Genomic DNA, 20,087 nt, shown 5'->3' with positions numbered 1-20,087 from the left:
TACACTTATTGAAACACTTCATCTACTGCAAGTACTTCAATGTTTTTCGCAGGAATTGCTAGTTTGTAATCAGCAATCACTTTATCTTCTGCCACCAGCTCAGCTGGCTTTTCTGCGTTATACACCATAGGCGATGTTTGCTCAGACGCTAAGCGTTTTTGCATGTCTTTGCCATCACCGGTAATAAACACATACTGGATATCATCAGTTTGTAAATTAGCTTTAATCACACGATTGACATCAGCCAAGGTCAGCTTTTCAAGCTTAGTCGTAACATACTTCACAAACGAATCCGTGTTATAAAACTCGCTATCAAGTGCGTAACCTAGTTGACGGTTTTGACTGGCGACCATTTGTGGCACAAAGTTAATTAAGAAATTACGCGTTGCGTTAAAATCTTTTTCTGTCATGCCATTTTTGATCAGTTTATCAAGTTCAAATAAAGCGGTACGAGTTGCAAAATGTGCATCGTTGTTTGAACGCAGCGGGCGTAACCAAACTTGGAATATCTGCTCAGAACGACCAAGGTTAGCATCCGGCTTGGTTTGGAACATACCACGTGGGAAGTATTCGATATAAGCGTAATCGCCGTAGTTCATACCACGCGTTTGACGAATACGCTCATACAGGTATGCATTTGAACTGCGATGTTCGCCAAAGTATGAACGCACTAACCACAATGCCGTCCAGTCTTCACTGCTACGAATGGTATCAATCGGGAAGCCAAACGATACCGCGGTTGACTGTGCTGACTTTTCAACAATCGTTGCATGATGACCTTTTAGCGCTGGCGCATCAGGGATTGATAAACGACTTTGCTGACCTTTAGGTAATTCGCTTAAATCTGCAAACATGGTAGCTTTTAGTGATTCAGGCACTGCGCCAATTAAACCGACAGTTAATTTAGCTTGAGTAAACTCTTTTGCGTAAAACGCTTTCACATCATCCAATGTCAGGGCTTCTAGATCTGACAAATCACCATAATTGTAGCTTTCATACGGGTGACCTTGATAGAGCTTATGATAAAGCACTTCTTTACCTAACTCTTCATCGTTAGATGCTTTAAGGCCCGATTTAATACCGTCAATCAGCTCTTTCTTCAAACGCTTAAAGTCGTCTTCTCTAAAACCAGGGTTAAGTAACTGCTCACTAACTAATGCGTACCACTGCGGCGCATTGTCTTTATGTACTCGCCCTTGTAAAGAAATCATTTCTTTATCAATTTGATAACCAAAGCTGCCAGCCAGTGGATACAGTGCTTTTTTGATATCGTTATAGCTCTTAGATTCTGAGCCACCTTGAGCAAGCATTGCAGCAGTTAGCGCAGCCACGCCTTTTTGACCTTTAGGATCCGCCGCCGCACCTGTATGGAATAGCCAATTAATATCAATCAACGGTGAGCTGTTGGTTTTATCAAGCACTTTAAAGTGATGCTCTTGCACTGTCTGCTTACTAGCAACTAGGCTGTTTAAATCAACTTCTTGCTCAAAACCAGCAATTTTATCAAGCGCTGACATAGTTACAGTTGTTCGGCTACTATCGACAAAGTACTTATTAGCAATATCTTGAATATCTTGCGCACTGATGCTGTCGGCCGTTGCATATAATTGATTGACCACTTCTGGATCACGCTCAAAATGCATGTAGCTTGCAAGGGTTGAAGCTATTGCTTGAGAAGAATCTAAGCCATTAATAAAGCTGTATTTTAAGTTTGACTTTAAATCGGCTAATTTTTGGCTATCAACCAGCTCAGTGCGTGCTTTTGCATAAGTGTTATTGATGGCATCACGCGCTTTAGCTAAATCAGCTTCATTTTCAACTTTTACAAATACGTGTAGTAAGCCCGGATCTTTTGTATCTGGGTTGTAGCTAAACATTTGGCTAGCGATTTGTTTATCAACTACTAGCTCTTGATATAAGTCAGAGTTGCTTGAGAAATAAAGTTGTGACAATAAATCAAGTGCTGCACGGTCTTTTTGCTCTGGTTGCCACGCAGTTCCTTTGTATGAAACCAATAACCAATGTCCTGGTAGGCCTTCGTTTTGCTCATGGACATACTTGGCTGCTTGTTGCTTCGGCTCAGTTGGAATATCGGCAACATAGTCACCTTTTTGCCACTTACCCCAATACTTTTTAACCATTGCTATGGTTGCTTGCGGATCGACATCACCGACAATCACCAGCGATACATATTCAGGCTTATAGAACTTTTCAAAAAACTCTTTACCGTACGCCATTTGCTCAGGCATGGCTTCAATATCTTCAAAAAAGCCCATGGTGGTGTGTTTATAGGTATGTTTTTCAAATGCTTCATTACGCACAGCAGAGAGCAACTTACGCACTGGGCTGGCATTGTTTTTAAGGTATTCGCCTTTTACAGTAAGCGCTTCAGTGCGGAACTGCTCTTCTGAGTAAGTGAGGTTTTGAAAAATATCGGCTTCAATTTCAAGTACCTTATCAAGGTGCTGCTTTGAAAAGTTTAAGTGATAATTAGTGTAATCATTAGTGGTGTAAGCGCGGTTATCGACACCTGAATTTTTTAGAATGTCTGAATATACATCTTGCGGGAATTTTTCAGAGCCTTTAAACATCATGTGTTCAAAAAAGTGTGCAAAGCCAGTTTTGCCCGCTTCCACTTCATTACGAGAACCGACTGACACCGGAATTTGTAGTGATACCACATCAGGGTAATCAGTTTTAACCACCATAACGCGTAAACCGTTATCAAGCTCTTCTAATAAATAATTCTGTGAGAACACCCGATCATTGCTGCTGGCAACCGTTGACTGTTCAATCTCAACTTCTTTGACCATGTTAGAGCCGCTGTTACTCGCACAGCCGCCCAGCGCAAGCGTTACCGCAAGGCTGGTTGCTAATAATTTAAATTTCATTGTTATCCCTTGTTAGTTGAATATATTTCTTGTTTTTAGTCACCTGATTATGCAACAAAGCAAGGTAATATAAGACCCCTAGCACAATAAAATATGTAAACAGTTGTGTATAAACGCACTAGCAACACCAGTTCAATATGAATAAAATTCATGTTTATTGAAAAAAACTCACCAGAAAAATCTATCTAGACGTCTAAATGGCTGTTATATTGTTTGCTATAGAAACTAATTAGCTGGAATGAGGATTATGGCTTTATCACTACAACAGAAAATTGAAGATACCAATCAAGGTGTGTACTTAATTGGTACTACCCCGCCACGTATTGGTACTGATAAAGCGCAGCTTGAAACAATCGCTCAAAAGCTGTTGGACCGTTTACATGAAATTGAATACGATGGCGTAATTATTTACGACATTCAAGATGAAAGCAGCCGCACTGATAAGCCACGCCCTTTTCCGTTTAAAAAAACGGTTGATCCACGTGAATACAGCCACTTGTTACGTAGCTTATCGCACCTTGATGTGATCACGTATAAAAGTGTTGCACAGCGTGGCGAAGCGGAGTTTAAACAGTGGCTTGATGAGACTAAAAACGACTATGACTTAAAGAACTTAGTGCTAGTTGGCAGCCCATCATCAGCCGGTGATATAAAATTAAGCCTGCCCAATGCTTATAAAGTACTGGCAGAGCAAGCGGATGACTTCTTTTTAGGTGGAGTCACCATTGCCGAGCGCCATGCGAGTAAACGTAACGAGCATGAACGCCTACTTAAAAAAACCGCACAAGGGTGTCAATTTTTCATCTCACAAGCAGTTTACAACGCCCAAGCGACCATTGATTTGATCACCAGTTACGCACGCAGCTGTAAAGCACAGGGGATTAAACCAAACCGTATCATCTTAACGTTTACACCATGCGGCAGTGAAAAAACACTTGAGTTTATGCAGTGGCTTGGTATTTCAGTACCTGAGGCAACCAAATGGCGTATGTTAGATTCACAAAATCCACTTAGTGAATCAGTGCGTATTTGCCGCGAAAATTTAGACTCTATTCTAAAAAGTTGCGCCCATTTAGATGTTCCACTGGGGTTAAACATTGAAAGCTTAACTAACCGTAAAGAAGAAATTGATGCGTCAATAAACCTTTATCGTTTATTAAAAGCGACAATGGAATTGAATCTAGCTGAAAAGCAGATTGCTTAATAGAGTTAAACTTGAGCCTGTCCATCATTTTTAAGTGAACTAGTGTTCATGATTGTTGTTTTTTTAGGTAATTCCAAGTATTCTTGTATGCTAATTAGGTAATACTATTAAAAGGAATTTTAAATGCCGTTAAATCCACAGGTAAAAGCAGAAGTAATTAAAAACATTATAAAATATGAGAAGAAAATTAATCACTTTTATCTAGACTCTCAGGGCTATGTAACCACAGGCGTAGGTCATATGATAAAAAACAAACAAGCTGCAACCCTGCTCCCAATGAATAAAGTAGTTAACAATCAACCGGGTCCTCCTGCAACTCCTCTAGAAAAGCAAAAAGAATTTGAAACGATAGCTAAACAAAAAAGAAATTATAAAGCTGAATGGTATAAGCAATTTACTACACTCATAATTAAAGATGTAGAAATTACACGCCAACTAGACAAACATATGGATTCTTTTTACAGAGAGCTTTCTACTCTATATAAAAAGTCTAATGGTTATTATGATGATTTTGATAAATTAGACAAAAATATACAAGTCGCATTATTTGATATGATTTTTAACTTAGGTGCAGTAAAAATTGTCACGAAGTTTACTGAGTTTGATAAAGCAATCAAAACTGGAGATTGGATTAAAGCAGCTAAAGAAAGCTATCGTCCTCAACTCAGCGCAGAAAGAAATAACTACGTAAGAGCAAAGCTATCTGCGGCTAACAGCATAAAGGTAACGACACCGTGAAAAACTTATCATTAGTATTATCGATATTTATCTGTGTTAGCTGCTCAAAATTATCTGCTAATGAAATAAAACCTAAATTATTTACTAATTATTTTACAGGTTTAGAATCTGAAATTGTGATGGATTACCAGAGCATTAAATTAAATTATGATTTAACTTTACGTTCAGAGAAGAATGTACACTTTTCTACCTGTAAACAAGTAGAAGAAACCGCTTCTGATGATATAGCAGTGAGCGAATTTCATTTGTTACAGATGTTGAAAGCGAACTGTGCCGCATTAAAACAGTACTCCCAAGCTAAAAGTTCAAACGTCAGTTATTTACAGGAAATTCTTGATAAAAAGGATATTAGCAATCTTCCTGCTACAGCTTACCCTTATGTTAATAAACATGATAAAAGCCAAAGGAGAGGTAAAACACTAAGTGAATACCATAAAAAGTTTAATACATCATTGGACATTAGTGGAGCAATAAAGGTTGAGACAGAAACAGATCAGATGTTTTACTACGTTGTTGCCACAGGCGATTTCAATGCTGATAAAGTTCAAGACGCATTAATTCGTATTGACTGGCAGGTAATTGATGCATTTGGTAAAGGGTTTAAGCTTATTATGGTTACGAAAGAATCCGCAGATAAACCATATGAAATAACTACACTAAATTGAAGTAAGAACCTTTAGCTGCGATTTTAATTTAAAAATTTATCTTTTTAGAGGGCACTCTAGCTTAGTAAAGTTATATCGCGCTTTATTATTAATACTTTTGACTACTGAATTTAGCATATAAAACAATAAAGCTACGGCGCTCGTTTTAGCGCCGTGCTAGAGCTTTACTGACAGCTGATAGCTAAAAACTGAAAGCTTTTATTTACGTCGTCTATTGGGTGCTCTTTGTCCTGTAATACGTTTTTTATCCCGCTCTTTTCGCGATTTATTGTTATTTTTACGATTATCTTTTGGCTTTTTATTTGGATCGGGCTCATAGCCCGCTAACCACTGCGGCGTTAAACGGGTATCAAGCAGCACTTCAATTTCTTCAAGTAGCCATTGCTCATCTAAACTCACGAGTGACATAGCTAGCCCCTGCTCGCCAGCTCGGCCTGTACGACCTATTCGGTGAACGTAGTCTTCTGCTATATACGGCAACTCAAAGTTAATCACATATTTTAGTGAGACAATATCTAAACCACGGGCAGCAACATCGGTTGCCACTAATACGCGGGTGGTTCCCTCTTTAAAGTTTTGTAGCGCTCTGTCTCGGGCACCTTGTGATTTATCACCGTGGATTGACTCTGTTTTAAGCCCGTCTTTACACATTTCTTTAGCAAGCTTGTCGGCCATTTGCTTGGTACGGGTAAAAATCAGTACTTGGCGCCAGTTTTTCATGCCAATCATATGCGAAACAAGTTCACGTTTACGGTCTTCATCAACTGCGTAAATGATTTGCTCAACTTCAACAGCAGCTGAGTTACGCTTATCAACTTCAACTAACTTAGGGTCTTTCAGTAATTTTTTACTGAGTTCAAACACACTGTCATCAAACGTTGCTGAAAATAATAAGGTCTGCCGATCGCTTGGCACATGGCGTAAAATACGCTTAATTTCATCAATAAAGCCCATATCTAACATGCGGTCAGCTTCATCAAATACCAGTGAATCAACACTTGATAGTTTAATACTGCCTTTAATGATGTGATCAAGTAATCGCCCTGGCGTTGCTACGACAACTTGCGCGCCTTTCATTGCTTTTACTTGAGGTCCAATACTTGCGCCGCCATATGCCAATGCGCCTTTAATATCAGACCCTTGTGCGTATTTCTCAAAACTGGAAAATACTTGCTGAGCAAGCTCTCGGGTTGGCGTTAAAATTAATACCCGTGCAGTACCTTGCTCATCTTTTTTGTTACTGGTTAACAGTTTATGCAGTAAAGGAAGCACAAATGCCGCTGTTTTACCTGTGCCCGTTTGCGCACTGCCCATCACATCGTGACCGGCTAAAATTAATGGAATTGTTTGTAGTTGAATAGCCGTAGGCGTTTGATATTCATTTAGCTCAAGCGCTTTAAGCAGTAAAGGGTTAAGGTGGAGATCACTAAAGGTTGCAGCAGACATGGCATAGACTTGAAATAACTAATAATGGCGCTATTGTACGCACAAAATGAGCAACAAAAAAGGCGCTTTGCGGCGCCTTTTTAAGCTTGCTAAATGTTTAAGCTGGCTTGAGCGTTTCTTTACGTTGATTATAAAACGAAATAAGATCATCAACAGTATCTTGGCAATAGTCACGAATACCAGAAACTAACATGTGCTTTTCACCACTGCCTACTTTTTTACCGTCTTCAAGTAAGTTGAAGCGTAAGGTAATTTTGCCACGTTTACCCGTATATTCAAAACTCGGCTCAGCAAACTCTAAAGTAGGCGCATGAATATCTAAAGTATCAAGGTTAATTAACATTGACTCATAGATAACCATAGGACGAGCTGGGTTGATCATCACATCTTGCTTGCCCATAAGTGGAATAATCACATGCGGGAAAGTTGTGCCGGAAAACTCAACGTAATTTTTTATTAGACTGTCGGTGAGTGTTTGACACTGACTGGTGTTACCTTCACGCTTTACCTTTAGCATGACTTTTTCGCCGCTGGTAATATCAAACTCATCGGCGCCCTCAGGGAAGGTGAGTTTAGTATTCTCATCAACCATGCCTGCGAAGGTAAATTCCATTTTTTCACTGATACCATAACGGCTCAATACCAATGAAAATAGTAAATCTCCAGGGACACAAAATTTCTTTGCATCTTTATCGTGTAGTGGGTTGTAATCATCGGCAACACATTTTGCGAAACGACAGCCTTGCTCACGCGATATAGAGATATGATCAGCATGTTGCTGATAAAAAGGACTTAACATAGTTGTTCACTGCTTAAACTGCTTATAACCTGCCTATTCTACCAGATAAAAATACAATAGAGGTCGAATCTGTTAAACTTTTGTTTCAAATACAAAAAAGCCGCGATAAACGCGGCTTTTCAACAAAATTTGCTTTTATAAACCTGCACGATCTTTAATTACAGGTATCAATGCAGATCCTGCATGGCCATTTGATTCAGCCCATGCGATATCAGCACCATCTTCTAAAGAGCTTTTAGATAAATTTTTCACAACGTACTCACCCGCATCTGCTGCATTACTAGCAATTGCATGGCGAAGTAAATTAAGGCCATTACATTGTACTGCATCGTAAATATTACGAATTTTTACACGTGAACTTTTTAATTTATCACGTAGGCGATTTTTATCATCTGCAGCTATGTATTCACAGATTGAAACCGCTAACTGATCGTCTGCTTTAGCAGGTGCACTGAAAAAAACAGAGCCAGAAAAAACAGCCGAAGCGATTAGGAATGTTGACAATTTAATCATTATATACCCTTGTGTAATACTTTATAACTACCTTAGTTGGCTAATATTGTACCAACCTATCAGCCTATTCGCAATAATGTTACTTAATTTTATCCAATGTAACGAAGGTATATGCATGTAAATTCTTTTCATTAGGTTGATTATGTTGCTCTTCTACAACTTGCCAGTTGGCTACTTTCTCATAATCAGGGAACTGAGTGTCCCCTTTAACATCAAGATCTATAAACGTTAAATAGAGGGTATCTGCACGTTCTAAGAATTGCTGGTATACGTTACCACCACCAATAACCATCACTTCATCAAGCTCACAAACCAATGAAATAGCGGCCTCTGGCGATGAAACCACATCAACCCCAGCAGCTTCGTAATCGGCATTACCGCTTATAACTATATTGCGTCTACCAGGTAATGGACGACCAATTGACTCAAACGTTTTGCGCCCCATGATCACCGGCTTACTCATAGTGACTGCTTTAAAGTGTTGTAGATCAGCCGGTAAATGCCATGGCATATTATTATCTTGACCAATCACACGGTTGTTAGCCATAGCTGCAATCATTGAAATTTTCACATTAACACCTAATACTTTTTCATTAAACAAGAAAAAAGGAGCACCCGCTCCTTTTATAATATTCTATTTATTATTAACGCTCATAGATAACTTCAACGTCATAGTCGTCATCATCCCAACTATCCCAGTCGTCATCGTCGTCATTCTTCTTAGTTGCATCTTTATGATAAGTGTCCCATTTGAATTCAACTTCTTCATCTTCAATTGGTACAAACTTTTCTTTCGGCATGCTTTCAAGCAGAGTCATAATATTATGGATCAACGGCTGCGTGTTTAATTTATTGATAGCTGAAATATGATAGATATTTTCAGTCTCACCTAGCTCTTCTGCGATTTTCTCACACAGCGCCTGAGCTTCTTCTTCTGGTAACAAGTCAATTTTATTAAACACTAACCAGCGCGGCTTTTCAGCCAGCTTAGGGCTATATTGATGCAGCTCATTGATGATAGCAAAGGCATTATCTACCGGATTTGAACCATCAACTGGCATCACATCAATGATATGCAGTAATACACGACAACGCTCTAAATGTTTTAAGAAGCGAATGCCTAAACCAGCACCATCAGAAGCCCCTTCGATCAAGCCTGGAATATCAGCAATAACAAATGATTTATTTGCTTCAGGGCGTACCACACCTAAATTTGGAATAAGCGTAGTAAACGGGTAATCAGCCACTTTAGGACGTGCAGCAGACACGCTGCGAATAAAGGTCGATTTACCAGCATTAGGCAAACCTAATAAACCTACATCAGCTAATAATAATAGCTCTAGTTTAAGGTTACGTACTTCACCTGGTGTGCCCAACGTTTTTTGACGAGGTGCTCGGTTAGTACTTGATTTAAAACGCGCATTCCCCAAGCCGTGGAAACCGCCTTTTGCAACCAAAATCCTTTGACCATGTTGAGTTAAATCACCCAAGCCTTCTTGCGTATCCACATCAGTGATACGAGTACCAACAGGCACCATTACATAGAGGTCATCAGCCTTTTTACCTGTACAGTTACGGCTGCGGCCGTTAGTACCACGTTCAGCTCTATGAAAACGCTCAAACTGATAATCGATAAGGGTATTTAAGTTTTCATCAGCTTGTAGATAAACACTACCACCATCTCCACCGTCACCGCCGTCAGGTCCACCATCTGGGACATATTTTTCACGACGGAAAGATACGATGCCGCTACCACCGTCTCCAGCTTCTGCGCGAATTTCTACTTCATCTACAAACTTCATGATTACTCACTTTAGGGATTGGCTTGTTAATTTCACTATTATATACCTAAGCCAAGCTGATTGCAGGCTTGGCTTAGGTATATATTTTTGCTTAAAACAAAAAACCCCGCAAAGGCGGGGTTTTTTAAGAACCGATTCTGATTACTCAGATACGATGCTTACGTATTTACGGTTTAAAGGACCTTTTTGTTCAAACTGAACTTTACCATCTGCTTTTGCGAAGATAGTGTGGTCTTTACCGATACCTACGTTTGTGCCAGCATGGAATTTAGTTCCACGTTGACGAACAATGATGCTACCCGCTAGAACTGATTCGCCACCAAAACGCTTAACACCAAGGCGTTTGCTTTCTGAATCGCGACCGTTACGAGTACTACCAGCTGCTTTTTTATGTGCCATTTCTAAGTACCTCTAATTAAGCGCTAATGCCAGTGATTTTAACTTCTGTGAACCATTGACGATGGCCCATTTGCTTACGAGAATGCTTACGGCGTCTAAATTTAACAACCTTAATTTTCTCACCGCGACCATGTGAAACAACCTCAGCTGTTATCTTACCACCGTTTACGAACGGTACACCGATCTCGATTTTCTCACCATCAGCAACTAAAAGTACTGAATCAAATTCAACTGCTGCACCAGTCTCAACGTCTAATTTCTCAAGACGAATTGTTTGACCTTCAGTCACACGGTGCTGTTTACCACCACTTTGGAAAACCGCGTACATAATTAACTCCGTCTGTGCGCCCTCAAATCGACGCAACTAAAATATTATTCAATAGGGCGCGAAGTTTACGCTAATGTGCAAAAACTAGCAAGCCTGTTTTATTAATTAAATGAATAAAAAATAGCTGCATTGAGAGCGATTCAATATTTTCCTCTATTTTATATTAAATTGGCATTATGCCAAGCCTTTTTAGCGTTTGATGACAAATAAATTACACCACAGATAAACGCACTCTGAGAATAAAAAACAATCATGTTGAATTGACGTTAATTTCTTAAATTAAAAAGTTATCTTGGCAAATTAAGGTTAAATTAAGCAGCTTAACCGTGTTTTTTCAGCGAATCGTCACAAACTGTCGAGCAAAGCTGTTTTTTGTTGTACAATCAGCCCCGTATACCCATTAAAATTGGCTCGGAGATCAATGGATATAAAAGCTATCCAGGCGTTAATCGAAAACGATATGAATGACGTCAATCAACTAATTTACGCACAAATGCGCTCTGATGTAGCACTTGTCAATCAGCTCGGCTTATATATAGTTAACAGCGGCGGCAAGCGTGTTCGCCCTATGTTGGCTATTTTAGCGGCTAAGGCGCTTGGCTATGAAGGCAAAGATCATGTCACTTTAGCAACTATTGTTGAATTTATTCACACTGCCACATTATTGCATGATGATGTCGTCGATGAATCAAATTTACGCCGCGGTACACCTACAGCAAATGCTGAGTTTGGTAACGCTGCAAGCGTACTGGTTGGTGACTTTATTTACACTCGCTCATTTCAGCTGATGGTGGGCCTCGGTAAAATGCAAGTGATGCAAATACTTGCCGATGCCACCAATGTAATTGCCGAAGGTGAAGTGTTACAACTAATGAATTGTAATGATCCTGATACCACTGAAGACAGTTATATGCAGGTTATTTACTCGAAAACAGCAAAGCTCTTTGAAGCTGCAACCGGTCTTGCTGCAATCATTACCGAGCAAGACGAAGCAACTTTAAAAGCACTTAACTTATATGGTATGCACTTAGGCACCGCTTTTCAGTTAGTCGATGATGTACTTGATTACAATGCAGATGCAGAGCAGTTAGGTAAAAATATTGGTGACGATTTAGCTGAAGGTAAGCCAACCCTACCACTACTTTATGCGATGCGTCACGGGAGTGCAGAGCAAGTACAATTAATTCGCGATGCCATTGAACACAATAACGGTATGGATCATTTAGAGGCAATTTTAACAGCCCTAAACGAAACTAAAGCGCTTGAATTCACAATGGATAAAGCCAACGAAGAAGCTGACAAGGCGATTGCCTGTTTAGCGGTATTAGATGAATCGCCATATAAAGAAGCCTTGATCAGCTTGGCACGTATTGCTGTTGATCGTAATTATTAGCGAACAACAACCCTTCGAGCACAAAAAAGCCTGCAAATGCAGGCTTTTTTAATCTTTACCTCAACGAACTGCCGAGGTAAATCAAGATTATGCGTTGATGAAATCAACACCTTCTTGGATATCTTTTTTAAGCGTATCAAGCATATCATTTTTAGCTTGCTGTTCAAATGCGCTTAGCTCGCCGTATGAAAGAATTTCTTCTACGCCATTTTTACCTAAACGTACTGGGTGAGCAAAGTATGCAGCATCGCCATTTTCAACAGCAACGTATGCGTAATCGACTACGTCTTCACCTTGTAAGCCTTTAACTAGCGACATACAAAAACGAGCAGCAGCAGCGCCCATTGATAATGTAGCAGAACCCCCGCCCGCTTTAGCGTTAACTACTTCAGTACCGGCATTTTGGATACGAGGAGTCAATGCAGCAACTTCTTCATCTGTGAAAGTAACACCTTCAACTTGAGAAAGAAGCGGTAGAATTGTTGTACCTGAGTGACCACCAATTACTGGTACTTTCACAGTTGCAACATCAACACCTTTAAGCTCAGCGATAAACGCTTCAGAACGGATCACATCTAAAGTAGTGATACCGAAAACACGTTTCGCATCGTAAGTACCCGCTTTTTTGAATACTTCAGCAACAATTGGCACAGTGCCATTTACTGGGTTAGTGATGATACCTACTAATGCTTTAGGGCAGTTAGCAACAATACCTTCAGCTAATGTTTTAATGATACCAGCATTTACGTTGAATAAATCAGCGCGGTCCATACCTGGCTTACGTGGCATGCCAGCAGGGATAAGCACGATATCACAACCCGTTAATGCTTGATCTAGTGCATCAGCACCAAAACCTGCAACTTTAACGTCAGTTGGGATGTGAGAAAGATCAACAGCAACACCAGGAACAACTGGAGCAACATCATAAAGTGATAATTCAGAACCAGCTGGTAAGCCTGTTTTTAATAATAAAGACAACGCTTGACCGATACCGCCAGCAGCACCTAATACAGCAACTTTCATTGGAATTCTCCGTAATTTAAGGTAGAAAATATTTGTGGCACTAAGATAAAGAAATTAGCGCCTAAAGACAAATTTATCCTGCTTATTTTGCATATAATTTCGACCATAGTTGTAAATTTTTTTTATTTACAAAGGCCAAAGAGTAAGCAAAGCTAAACAACTACTGCATAAATATGCATTTTTGTGTAGAATTTAGGTCATCAAATAACAGAGCAGAACAACAACATGCAACCACAAGATAAACAAGAAGCGTTAGTTAAAGCCTTTAAAGCACTTTTAAAAGAAGAAAATTTTGGTTCTCAAGGCGAAATAGTCGATGCTTTAAAAGAACAGGGCTTTGATAATATCAGCCAAAGTAAAGTCTCCCGCATGTTAAGCAAGTTCGGCGCAGTTCGCACACGTAATGCCAAACAAGAAATGGTTTATTGTTTGCCTGCGGAAATGGGTGTTCCAACGGCAAAAAGCCCGTTACGCCAGTTAGTGATTGATATTATGCATAACGAAATGATGATCATCATTCGTACCAGCCCAGGTGCTGCACAGCTGATCGCTCGATTGTTAGACTCATTAGGTAAAGCAGATGGTGTACTTGGCACTATCGCCGGTGACGATACGATTTTTATCGCCCCAGCAAAAATTTCCGAGATTGATGTAACACTCGAGCGGGTGCGCGTTTTATTTGATACGGTTTAAACAGTTATAGCTGCTTTAAAAAGCTAATTGATGGGGCGAAAAATGCTGAACCCATATCAGCTTGCGTAAAATCGAGCCAGTGGTCATAGCAATCGCCCTGCCCCAATCGACTCAATAACATTTGCTCAAACGCATTACCCTGCGCCGCATAACTGATCGCCAATATTCCCTGCTCATACACATCGCCATAAGGCATGTTTTGATTCAACTGCAGTGGTTGACCTTGCTCATCTTTAAGCTCAGTGCGTACTGCATGGCTATTTTCCACTGCGGGGAAAATTAAGTTATTATCTAAGCGCGTACGGCCCATTATTTGTTCTTGTTCACTCAATGGTAGATTTTGCCATACACTCAAGTCATGTTTATAACGTTGGATATGCACATAACTGCCTTGGTCTTCAAAGTGATCCGGTTTATTAATTAACGCAGTGAGGCGTTTTTGGCGGCCATGTGGTGTGTCACCACCGAGGATAAAACCATTAAAATCACGGCCATCAAGAAAACGAAAGTTTCTTACCTGTTCAACGAGTTCAACATCAGGGGAGAATAATTTCAGTATTTGTAATGCAAACAGATGATTGACATCTTCTCGGTCGGAGCGAATTTGCACAAACAAATCAAACGGCTGTGCACCCATAACATGATCGCTATGGGTAATATTAGGAAAACTCTGTAATTGACTCGGCAGAAACTCAGGCAAAATATGCGGCCAATACTGCGCCCCTACAGCCACCACACTAGAGAGCATAGATTCAGAGAACTGATCTGAAAACTCATCTTGAATAGCACTCACATATTTTAATTTTTTGCGTAATGACTCATCGTGGCCATCAAGTACATTAAAAAATAAATGTAAACCGTGCAAGTTTGCTTCAGCACAAATCCCTGACTGCGCTTGCGCCATGGTATTTCCTTAACTCAAAAGTCCTACACGGTAGAACGTGAATGTAGTTATTCAGCGAAAAAGTTAACCGTGTGCGGTGTTATTCTTATAGTTACATCGTCATTTACTAAAAATGATTGACCCAACTGAGCAGCAACATCAATTTCTTGCCCAGCAATGATAACCTTATACACAAAGTGTGAGCCAACAAATCGGCGGTTTAATATAGTCACCGTGTTTGCAGGACTGCTTTGTGGTTGCAAAGGCATTAGTTCAAGATGATGTGGGCGAACATAGAGTTGCCCAACATGCTTTGCATGGCTTTGTGCAAGCAATGATTCAACTCGCCCAAAAGCAGTAGTATATTCAGTTGCTGTTAATGCTTCTGCGTCTAAGTATATGCCCTGACCAAGAAATTCTGCAACTACCTTTGAGTTTGGCGTGTTAAAAAGCTGCTCCGGCGTGCCTTGTTGAACAATTTTACCGCAATCCATAATTGCCAATGTATCTGCAAATGCAAACGCCTCTTCTTTGGAATGGGTGACAAACACTGCGGATACTTGCTGATTTTTGATAATGCGCCGAATATCAGCAATAAGCTCAAAGCGCACTTGGGTATCAATATTTGAAAACGGTTCATCTAATAACAGTAAACTCGGGTTATAAGCAAGCGCTCTGGCAATGGCAACACGTTGCTGCTGACCACCGGATAGTTGATGAGGAAAACGTTCAGCACAACCAACTAAATGCACCAGCTCAAGCATTTCATTAACACGTTGTTGTTTTTGTGCTTTGCTCATTTTTGTTAAGCCAAAGGCAATATTGTCAGCCACCGTTAAATGTGGGAATAGCGCATAGTCTTGAAACATCATACCAATATTACGATGTTCAGGTGCTAAAAACCGCTGTTCATCGCTGATCAACTTAGCATCAATAAAGACTTTACCCTGCTGTGCTGTAATGAGCCCTGCAATCGCTTTTAAGGTCGTCGTTTTGCCACACCCACTGGCACCAAGTAAGCAGACAATTTCATCTTTTGCGACGGTTAAATCCAAGCCCTCAATGACTGCAGTGCCGTTATACTGATACGATAAATTTTCTAACACTAAACTGCTCATTTAACTTCTCATTTAGCTACGTTGCTCCATTGAGCGATTAACAAAATACAAAGGCACAAGCCCCACCACCACGATTGCTAACGCTGAAATTGAGGCTAGCTCTAATTGCTCATCACTAACATACTGAAAAACATGGGTGGCTAGCGTTTCAAAATTAAACGGTCTTAGTAACAAAGCGGCTGGTAACTCTTTCATGCACTCAATGAAAACCAACAGTGCGGCGGTTAGAATGCCGCGCCGTAATAACGGAATATGCACCTTACGTAATGTTTGCCCTTGGCTTTTACCCATTGATTGACTTGCCATATCCAAAGAGGGGCTTATACGCATAAAGCTTGCCTCAACGGCGCCGTGGGCAATGGCATAAAAACGCACTACATAAGCAAAAATAATAGCAAATAAAGTACCGCTCAATAATAAGCCCGGTGAAAAGCCCATCGGCTCTAACCAAATGTTTAATTTATCATCGAATAAGCTTAAAGGTAACAACACTGCTATGGCCAATACGGTACCGGGCAGCGCGTAACCGGTGCTGGCTAAACGCCCTGGAATAAGCGGATAGGCTTGCTTAGCGATACGTTGATAAAACACCACAAATAAACTCAGTACGATTGTGATTGCACTAACAATCATCGCGATCTTAAAACTTTGCCACGCATAAAGGAAAAAGGCGCTATTCCATGCTTGCTCAGCGTAAGAAACTGCATAACCAATCAACACTGCAACCGGTAATGCAAAGGCAAAAAACAGCACAGCACAACAAAACCCCGTTGCGAGCCAAGCACTTTTACCTGTTAAGTTATAAAGCGTTTCACTATTAACGCCAGATTGGCGTTCAAATACCGCTTGGTTGCGACGACTGTAGCGCTCCATCGCCAGTGCTAAGAATAAAATAAGCAGCATAATTGCTGATATTTTTGCGGCTGCTGTTAATGAGTAATAGCCTAACCACGTATCGTATACCGCCGTTGTTAACGTGCTGACTGCAAAGTAATTTACCGTGGCAAAATCGGCCATTGCCTCCATACTGATCAGCGCAAGGCCCGCCACAATAGCACCTCGCGCCAGCGGTAAACTGACCTTATAAAAACTTTGCCTTGGCGATAAGCCCATTAACTGACTCGCCTGTACTAACTTAAATGATTGCTCGCGTAGTGCCGTTTTAAAAATCAAATACAGATATGGATACAGCACTAAAGCAATCATCATAATTGCACCCGGTAAGGTACGGATATCAAAGAACCAGTAATCGGAGGGGGATTGCCAATCAAACCAGTTTCGCAGTGTTATTTGCACCGGTCCAGCATAATCAAACAAGTCAGTATACACATAGGCGATAATATACGTGGGCATTGCTAAGGGCAGCATTAACGCCCATTCAAACTGTCTGCGGCCAGGGAAATCACAATAAGCTGTTAACCAACCCAATGGCAAAGCGATTAGACAGCTGACAGCGCCAACTCCTAAAATAAGTAATAGTGTATTGCGAGTATAATCCCACAGCACTGTATCCCAGAGATGACTAAACACCTCGGAATCACCTTGCAGAGATTCAAACAGCAAAAAACATAACGGGGTTATTAGCACTATGCCAATAACCCACGCAAAAAACTGCCATCGTGACAGCGAGAATTTAAAACGCATTAAAGATCGAACTTCACCTCATCAATTAGCTTAAGTGCTAAAGGACGATATTTGCTAATTTCATCAAGTGGTAAACTGTCTTCCTTGAAGCTGCCCCACGATGCTACTAAGCTTGATAATTCAACGCCCGGTTTTACCGGATATTCCATATTGACCGAAGCGTACATGTTTTGTGCCTTATTGTCGGTCATATATTCGATAAGTTTCAAGGCATTTTCTGGGTTTTTAGCGTACTTGGTCATAACTACACCAGAGACATTAATATGTGAACCTCTGTTATCTTGATTAGGAAAGTTAATGTGCACAGCATCAGCCCATGGTTTTTGCTCTGGATCTTCAATCATTTTGCCAAAGTAATAACTATTGCCCAGCGCCAAATCACATAGGCCTTCTTTTACTGCTTTTACTTGTGCACGGTCATTGCCTTGTGGTTTACGCACTAAATTTGCTTTCACCCCTTCAAGCCAGCTTTTGGTTTGAGCTTCACCATGATGGGCAATCATTGATGCCACTAGCCCTAAGTTATAAGGGTGCTTACCTGAGCGAGTACAAATTTTACCTTTGTATTTAGGCAAGGCCAGTTCTTCATAGCTTAAATGCGGTAATGCACCCACGCGCTCTTTTGATGAATAAACATTTCGTACCCGTTTAGTTAACGCAATCCACTGACCATCAGCATCTCGAAAGCTAACAGGCACATTGGCATTCACAGCCTCACTGTTAATTGTCTGGGTTAACGCGAGATCCTCTAATTGAATTAAATCACTAAAATTTGACGTGAGCACTAAATCAGCTTGACTATGTTTTCCTTCACGCTTGAGTCGCTCAATCAAACCTTTTTTAGCAAATACCACATTAGTTTTAATGCCTGTTTGCGCTGTGAAGTCATCTAATATTGGCTGAATCAAAAACGGTTGACGAAAAGAATAAATATTAACGGCCTCCTCTGCCAATACTGGGGCAGTAACCACTAAGCCAACTAAAATTGCTAATGTCTTTTTCATAAATCGCTTCCATATTAATAATAACTATTATCATGCAATGATAACGTGTCCCTCAGATCTACGCACTCATTAAATGGTAATCAAAGATGACCACGCCCATTATGGAAATCAGTTGTGCGATATATCTCACGGTTATGACAGCTATTGAGTATAACGCACTACAAAAACATTCTTAAAATACACTAACCACATGAAATAATAGAGCTTTCATTAAATTACAAAAAAATGACTTTATTTTCGTTACTATTTTCAGCCTATTTTGTTTGTAAATTCCCTCTATACTTATTTCATCGGTTAAGCAGTGACGCTTAAATGAGTAAACGGACAAGGATTGATTACTCATAAACCTCGAATTTTAGGTTACGTTAGGAAAAAATGGACTCACGGACAGGCTCAGGATGAGTAGCACTAAGGATAGTAAGTAAATGGACAGCGTCAAGATGATGCGAAAAGGACGAACAACATGGCTCGCAAGAGGGTTGTTAGACAGGATGTTATAGAAGTGGACAAATGGACAGGCCCTAAAGGGTAACGCAATGGAACTGTTAATTAAAGGATAGCATCAGGATGATGCGTAAAGGATCGGTAATAGACGGTTACCAATAGGGATGACAAGGATGCACACAGGAGATAGGCTCGGAGCGCCTTCATCACGCAGAACGAACAAGTAACAGCGTGATCACATGGATTTGTAAAGTTTAGGAGTTGATTAAGTTCAATTGCAGGATGCAAAATTAGAAGATTCCGCAAGCGCGACTAGAGATAGTTCGCGCTTTTCTTTTGTCTGAAAAACAACTCATTGTATATAAGCGACGATTTCTCTAAAATAGCGCGCTTATAAATCACTGAGGTCGGCCGTGTTAATCAACTACAATCCCCCATTAGATCCGTATTTAAGCATTATATTTCAAGATGATGATTTGCTGATTGTGAATAAGCCCAGTGAACTGCTAACCGTACCAGGAAAAGATCCTAAGCACGCAGACTGCTTGATTGCGCGCGTTAATCGCGTATTTCCTACCGCTAAAATAGTACACCGCTTAGATATGGCAACCTCTGGCATCATTTGTTTAGCGATGAATAAAGCCGCGCATCGTAATTTAAGTATGCAGTTTCAAGAGCGTCAAACGGCTAAACGTTATATAGCGCGGGTTTATGGAAAACTTGAACCTTTAACTGGTTCCATCGATTTACCGCTGATCTGCGATTGGCCTAATCGGCCAAAACAAATGGTTGATCATGAAAATGGTAAGCCATCTTTAACCCACTACAGCGTTATTGAATATGAAGCGCAAGCAACACGGGTCGAACTCACCCCAATCACCGGACGCTCTCATCAGTTACGTGTACATATGCTATCACTAGGGCACCCAATTCTAGCCGATAGGCTCTATGCTCATGACGATGCATTAGCTGCTGCACAACGGCTACAATTACATGCTCAAATGTTGCAACTAGCGCACCCGGTAACAGGTCAAGTCATGACATTTACGGCTGAGCCTGACTTTTAAACTCTAAAATCAGCCTAAACTTTTAGCCATTTA

The 20,087-nt window shown here is 40.4% G+C and carries 19 protein-coding genes; 6 read left to right on the top strand and 13 right to left on the bottom strand.

Annotation, left to right across the window (positions count from 1 at the left end):
• Nucleotides 1-5 precede the first annotated feature (5 nt).
• Nucleotides 6-2,891 carry a pitrilysin family protein gene (locus NDQ71_RS15845; protein WP_301561823.1) on the bottom strand — a complete coding sequence of 962 codons (2,886 nt, stop codon included), beginning with the start codon at nt 2,889-2,891 and terminating at the stop codon, nt 6-8.
• Between the two features lie 247 nt (nt 2,892-3,138).
• Here NDQ71_RS15845 and NDQ71_RS15840 point away from each other — a divergent pair, with 247 nt between their 5' ends.
• The 3 genes from NDQ71_RS15840 (at nt 3,139) to NDQ71_RS15830 (ending at nt 5,498) form a co-directional block, all read left to right on the top strand.
• Nucleotides 3,139-4,095, top strand: a complete 957-nt coding sequence (locus NDQ71_RS15840) for a methylenetetrahydrofolate reductase (RefSeq protein WP_192541079.1) — start codon at nt 3,139-3,141, stop codon at nt 4,093-4,095.
• Nucleotides 4,096-4,218: 123 nt separating this feature from the next.
• Complete coding sequence (locus NDQ71_RS15835; protein WP_084448042.1) at nt 4,219-4,833, top strand: hypothetical protein; 615 nt, start codon at nt 4,219-4,221, stop codon at nt 4,831-4,833.
• Nucleotides 4,830-5,498, top strand: a complete 669-nt coding sequence (locus tag NDQ71_RS15830) for a hypothetical protein (protein ID WP_064665565.1) — start codon at nt 4,830-4,832, stop codon at nt 5,496-5,498. The genes NDQ71_RS15835 and NDQ71_RS15830 overlap by 4 nt, the downstream gene beginning before the upstream one ends.
• Before the next feature lie 198 nt (nt 5,499-5,696).
• Here the strand turns inward: NDQ71_RS15830 and NDQ71_RS15825 are convergent, their stop codons facing one another.
• From NDQ71_RS15825 to rplU, 7 genes are all read right to left on the bottom strand, one after another.
• Nucleotides 5,697-6,944, bottom strand: coding sequence for a DEAD/DEAH box helicase (locus NDQ71_RS15825; protein WP_301561822.1), 1,248 nt, complete (start codon nt 6,942-6,944; stop codon nt 5,697-5,699).
• Nucleotides 6,945-7,041: 97 nt separating this feature from the next.
• Nucleotides 7,042-7,743, bottom strand: coding sequence for a DUF3581 domain-containing protein (locus NDQ71_RS15820; protein ID WP_301561821.1), 702 nt, complete (start codon nt 7,741-7,743; stop codon nt 7,042-7,044).
• A 135-nt stretch (nt 7,744-7,878) separates the two neighbouring features.
• The gene (locus NDQ71_RS15815; protein WP_301561820.1) at nt 7,879-8,256 is read right to left on the bottom strand and encodes a DUF3718 domain-containing protein; all 378 of its coding nucleotides are present in this window, start codon (nt 8,254-8,256) and stop codon (nt 7,879-7,881) included.
• Between the two features lie 79 nt (nt 8,257-8,335).
• On the bottom strand, nt 8,336-8,827 hold the full coding sequence (gene folA, locus NDQ71_RS15810; RefSeq protein ID WP_192541074.1) for a type 3 dihydrofolate reductase: 492 nt from the start codon (nt 8,825-8,827) through the stop codon (nt 8,336-8,338).
• A gap of 73 nt (nt 8,828-8,900) precedes the next feature.
• Nucleotides 8,901-10,058 (bottom strand): Obg family GTPase CgtA, encoded by a 1,158-nt coding sequence (cgtA, locus tag NDQ71_RS15805; protein ID WP_064665558.1) that lies wholly within the window; start codon nt 10,056-10,058, stop codon nt 8,901-8,903.
• Nucleotides 10,059-10,199: 141 nt separating this feature from the next.
• Nucleotides 10,200-10,457 (bottom strand): 50S ribosomal protein L27, encoded by a 258-nt coding sequence (gene rpmA, locus NDQ71_RS15800; protein WP_064665557.1) that lies wholly within the window; start codon nt 10,455-10,457, stop codon nt 10,200-10,202.
• Between the two features lie 16 nt (nt 10,458-10,473).
• Nucleotides 10,474-10,785, bottom strand: a complete 312-nt coding sequence (gene rplU, locus NDQ71_RS15795; RefSeq protein ID WP_006794538.1) for a 50S ribosomal protein L21 — start codon at nt 10,783-10,785, stop codon at nt 10,474-10,476.
• Between the two features lie 421 nt (nt 10,786-11,206).
• Between rplU and ispB the strand changes: the two genes are divergently transcribed.
• On the top strand, nt 11,207-12,178 hold the full coding sequence (gene ispB / locus NDQ71_RS15790) for an octaprenyl diphosphate synthase (RefSeq protein ID WP_301561819.1): 972 nt from the start codon (nt 11,207-11,209) through the stop codon (nt 12,176-12,178).
• Between the two features lie 87 nt (nt 12,179-12,265).
• Here the strand turns inward: ispB and mdh are convergent, their stop codons facing one another.
• Nucleotides 12,266-13,201: a malate dehydrogenase gene (gene mdh / locus NDQ71_RS15785; protein ID WP_301561818.1), complete on the bottom strand. Its 936-nt coding sequence runs from the start codon at nt 13,199-13,201 to the stop codon at nt 12,266-12,268.
• A 225-nt stretch (nt 13,202-13,426) separates the two neighbouring features.
• On the opposite strand from mdh, the gene argR reads away from it, so the two are divergent.
• Entirely contained in the window at nt 13,427-13,894 is a 468-nt protein-coding gene (gene argR, locus NDQ71_RS15780; RefSeq protein WP_064665554.1) for a transcriptional regulator ArgR, read from the top strand.
• A 4-nt stretch (nt 13,895-13,898) separates the two neighbouring features.
• Here argR and NDQ71_RS15775 read toward each other — a convergent pair whose 3' ends face one another.
• From NDQ71_RS15775 to NDQ71_RS15760, 4 genes are read right to left on the bottom strand one after another with little or no spacing between them, the layout of a single operon-like run.
• The gene (locus NDQ71_RS15775; protein WP_064665553.1) at nt 13,899-14,798 is read right to left on the bottom strand and encodes a Dyp-type peroxidase; all 900 of its coding nucleotides are present in this window, start codon (nt 14,796-14,798) and stop codon (nt 13,899-13,901) included.
• Between the two features lie 47 nt (nt 14,799-14,845).
• Complete coding sequence (locus tag NDQ71_RS15770) at nt 14,846-15,895, bottom strand: ABC transporter ATP-binding protein (RefSeq protein WP_064665552.1); 1,050 nt, start codon at nt 15,893-15,895, stop codon at nt 14,846-14,848.
• Between the two features lie 12 nt (nt 15,896-15,907).
• Nucleotides 15,908-17,539, bottom strand: coding sequence for an iron ABC transporter permease (locus NDQ71_RS15765; RefSeq protein WP_192541070.1), 1,632 nt, complete (start codon nt 17,537-17,539; stop codon nt 15,908-15,910).
• Nucleotides 17,539-18,543, bottom strand: coding sequence for a Fe(3+) ABC transporter substrate-binding protein (locus NDQ71_RS15760; RefSeq protein ID WP_192541069.1), 1,005 nt, complete (start codon nt 18,541-18,543; stop codon nt 17,539-17,541). Before NDQ71_RS15760 ends, NDQ71_RS15765 begins: the two co-directional genes overlap by 1 nt.
• 857 nt (nt 18,544-19,400) lie before the next feature.
• Here NDQ71_RS15760 and rluA point away from each other — a divergent pair.
• Complete coding sequence (rluA, locus tag NDQ71_RS15755; protein WP_192541068.1) at nt 19,401-20,054, top strand: bifunctional tRNA pseudouridine(32) synthase/23S rRNA pseudouridine(746) synthase RluA; 654 nt, start codon at nt 19,401-19,403, stop codon at nt 20,052-20,054.
• Nucleotides 20,055-20,087: the final 33 nt, after the last annotated feature.

The sequence above is a fragment of the Pseudoalteromonas sp. KG3 genome, assembly GCF_030436385.1.
Lineage (GTDB): Bacteria > Pseudomonadota > Gammaproteobacteria > Enterobacterales > Alteromonadaceae > Pseudoalteromonas > Pseudoalteromonas prydzensis.
Note: the sequence above shows the minus strand (reverse complement) of the source record. Positions and strands in the feature narration are given on the sequence as shown.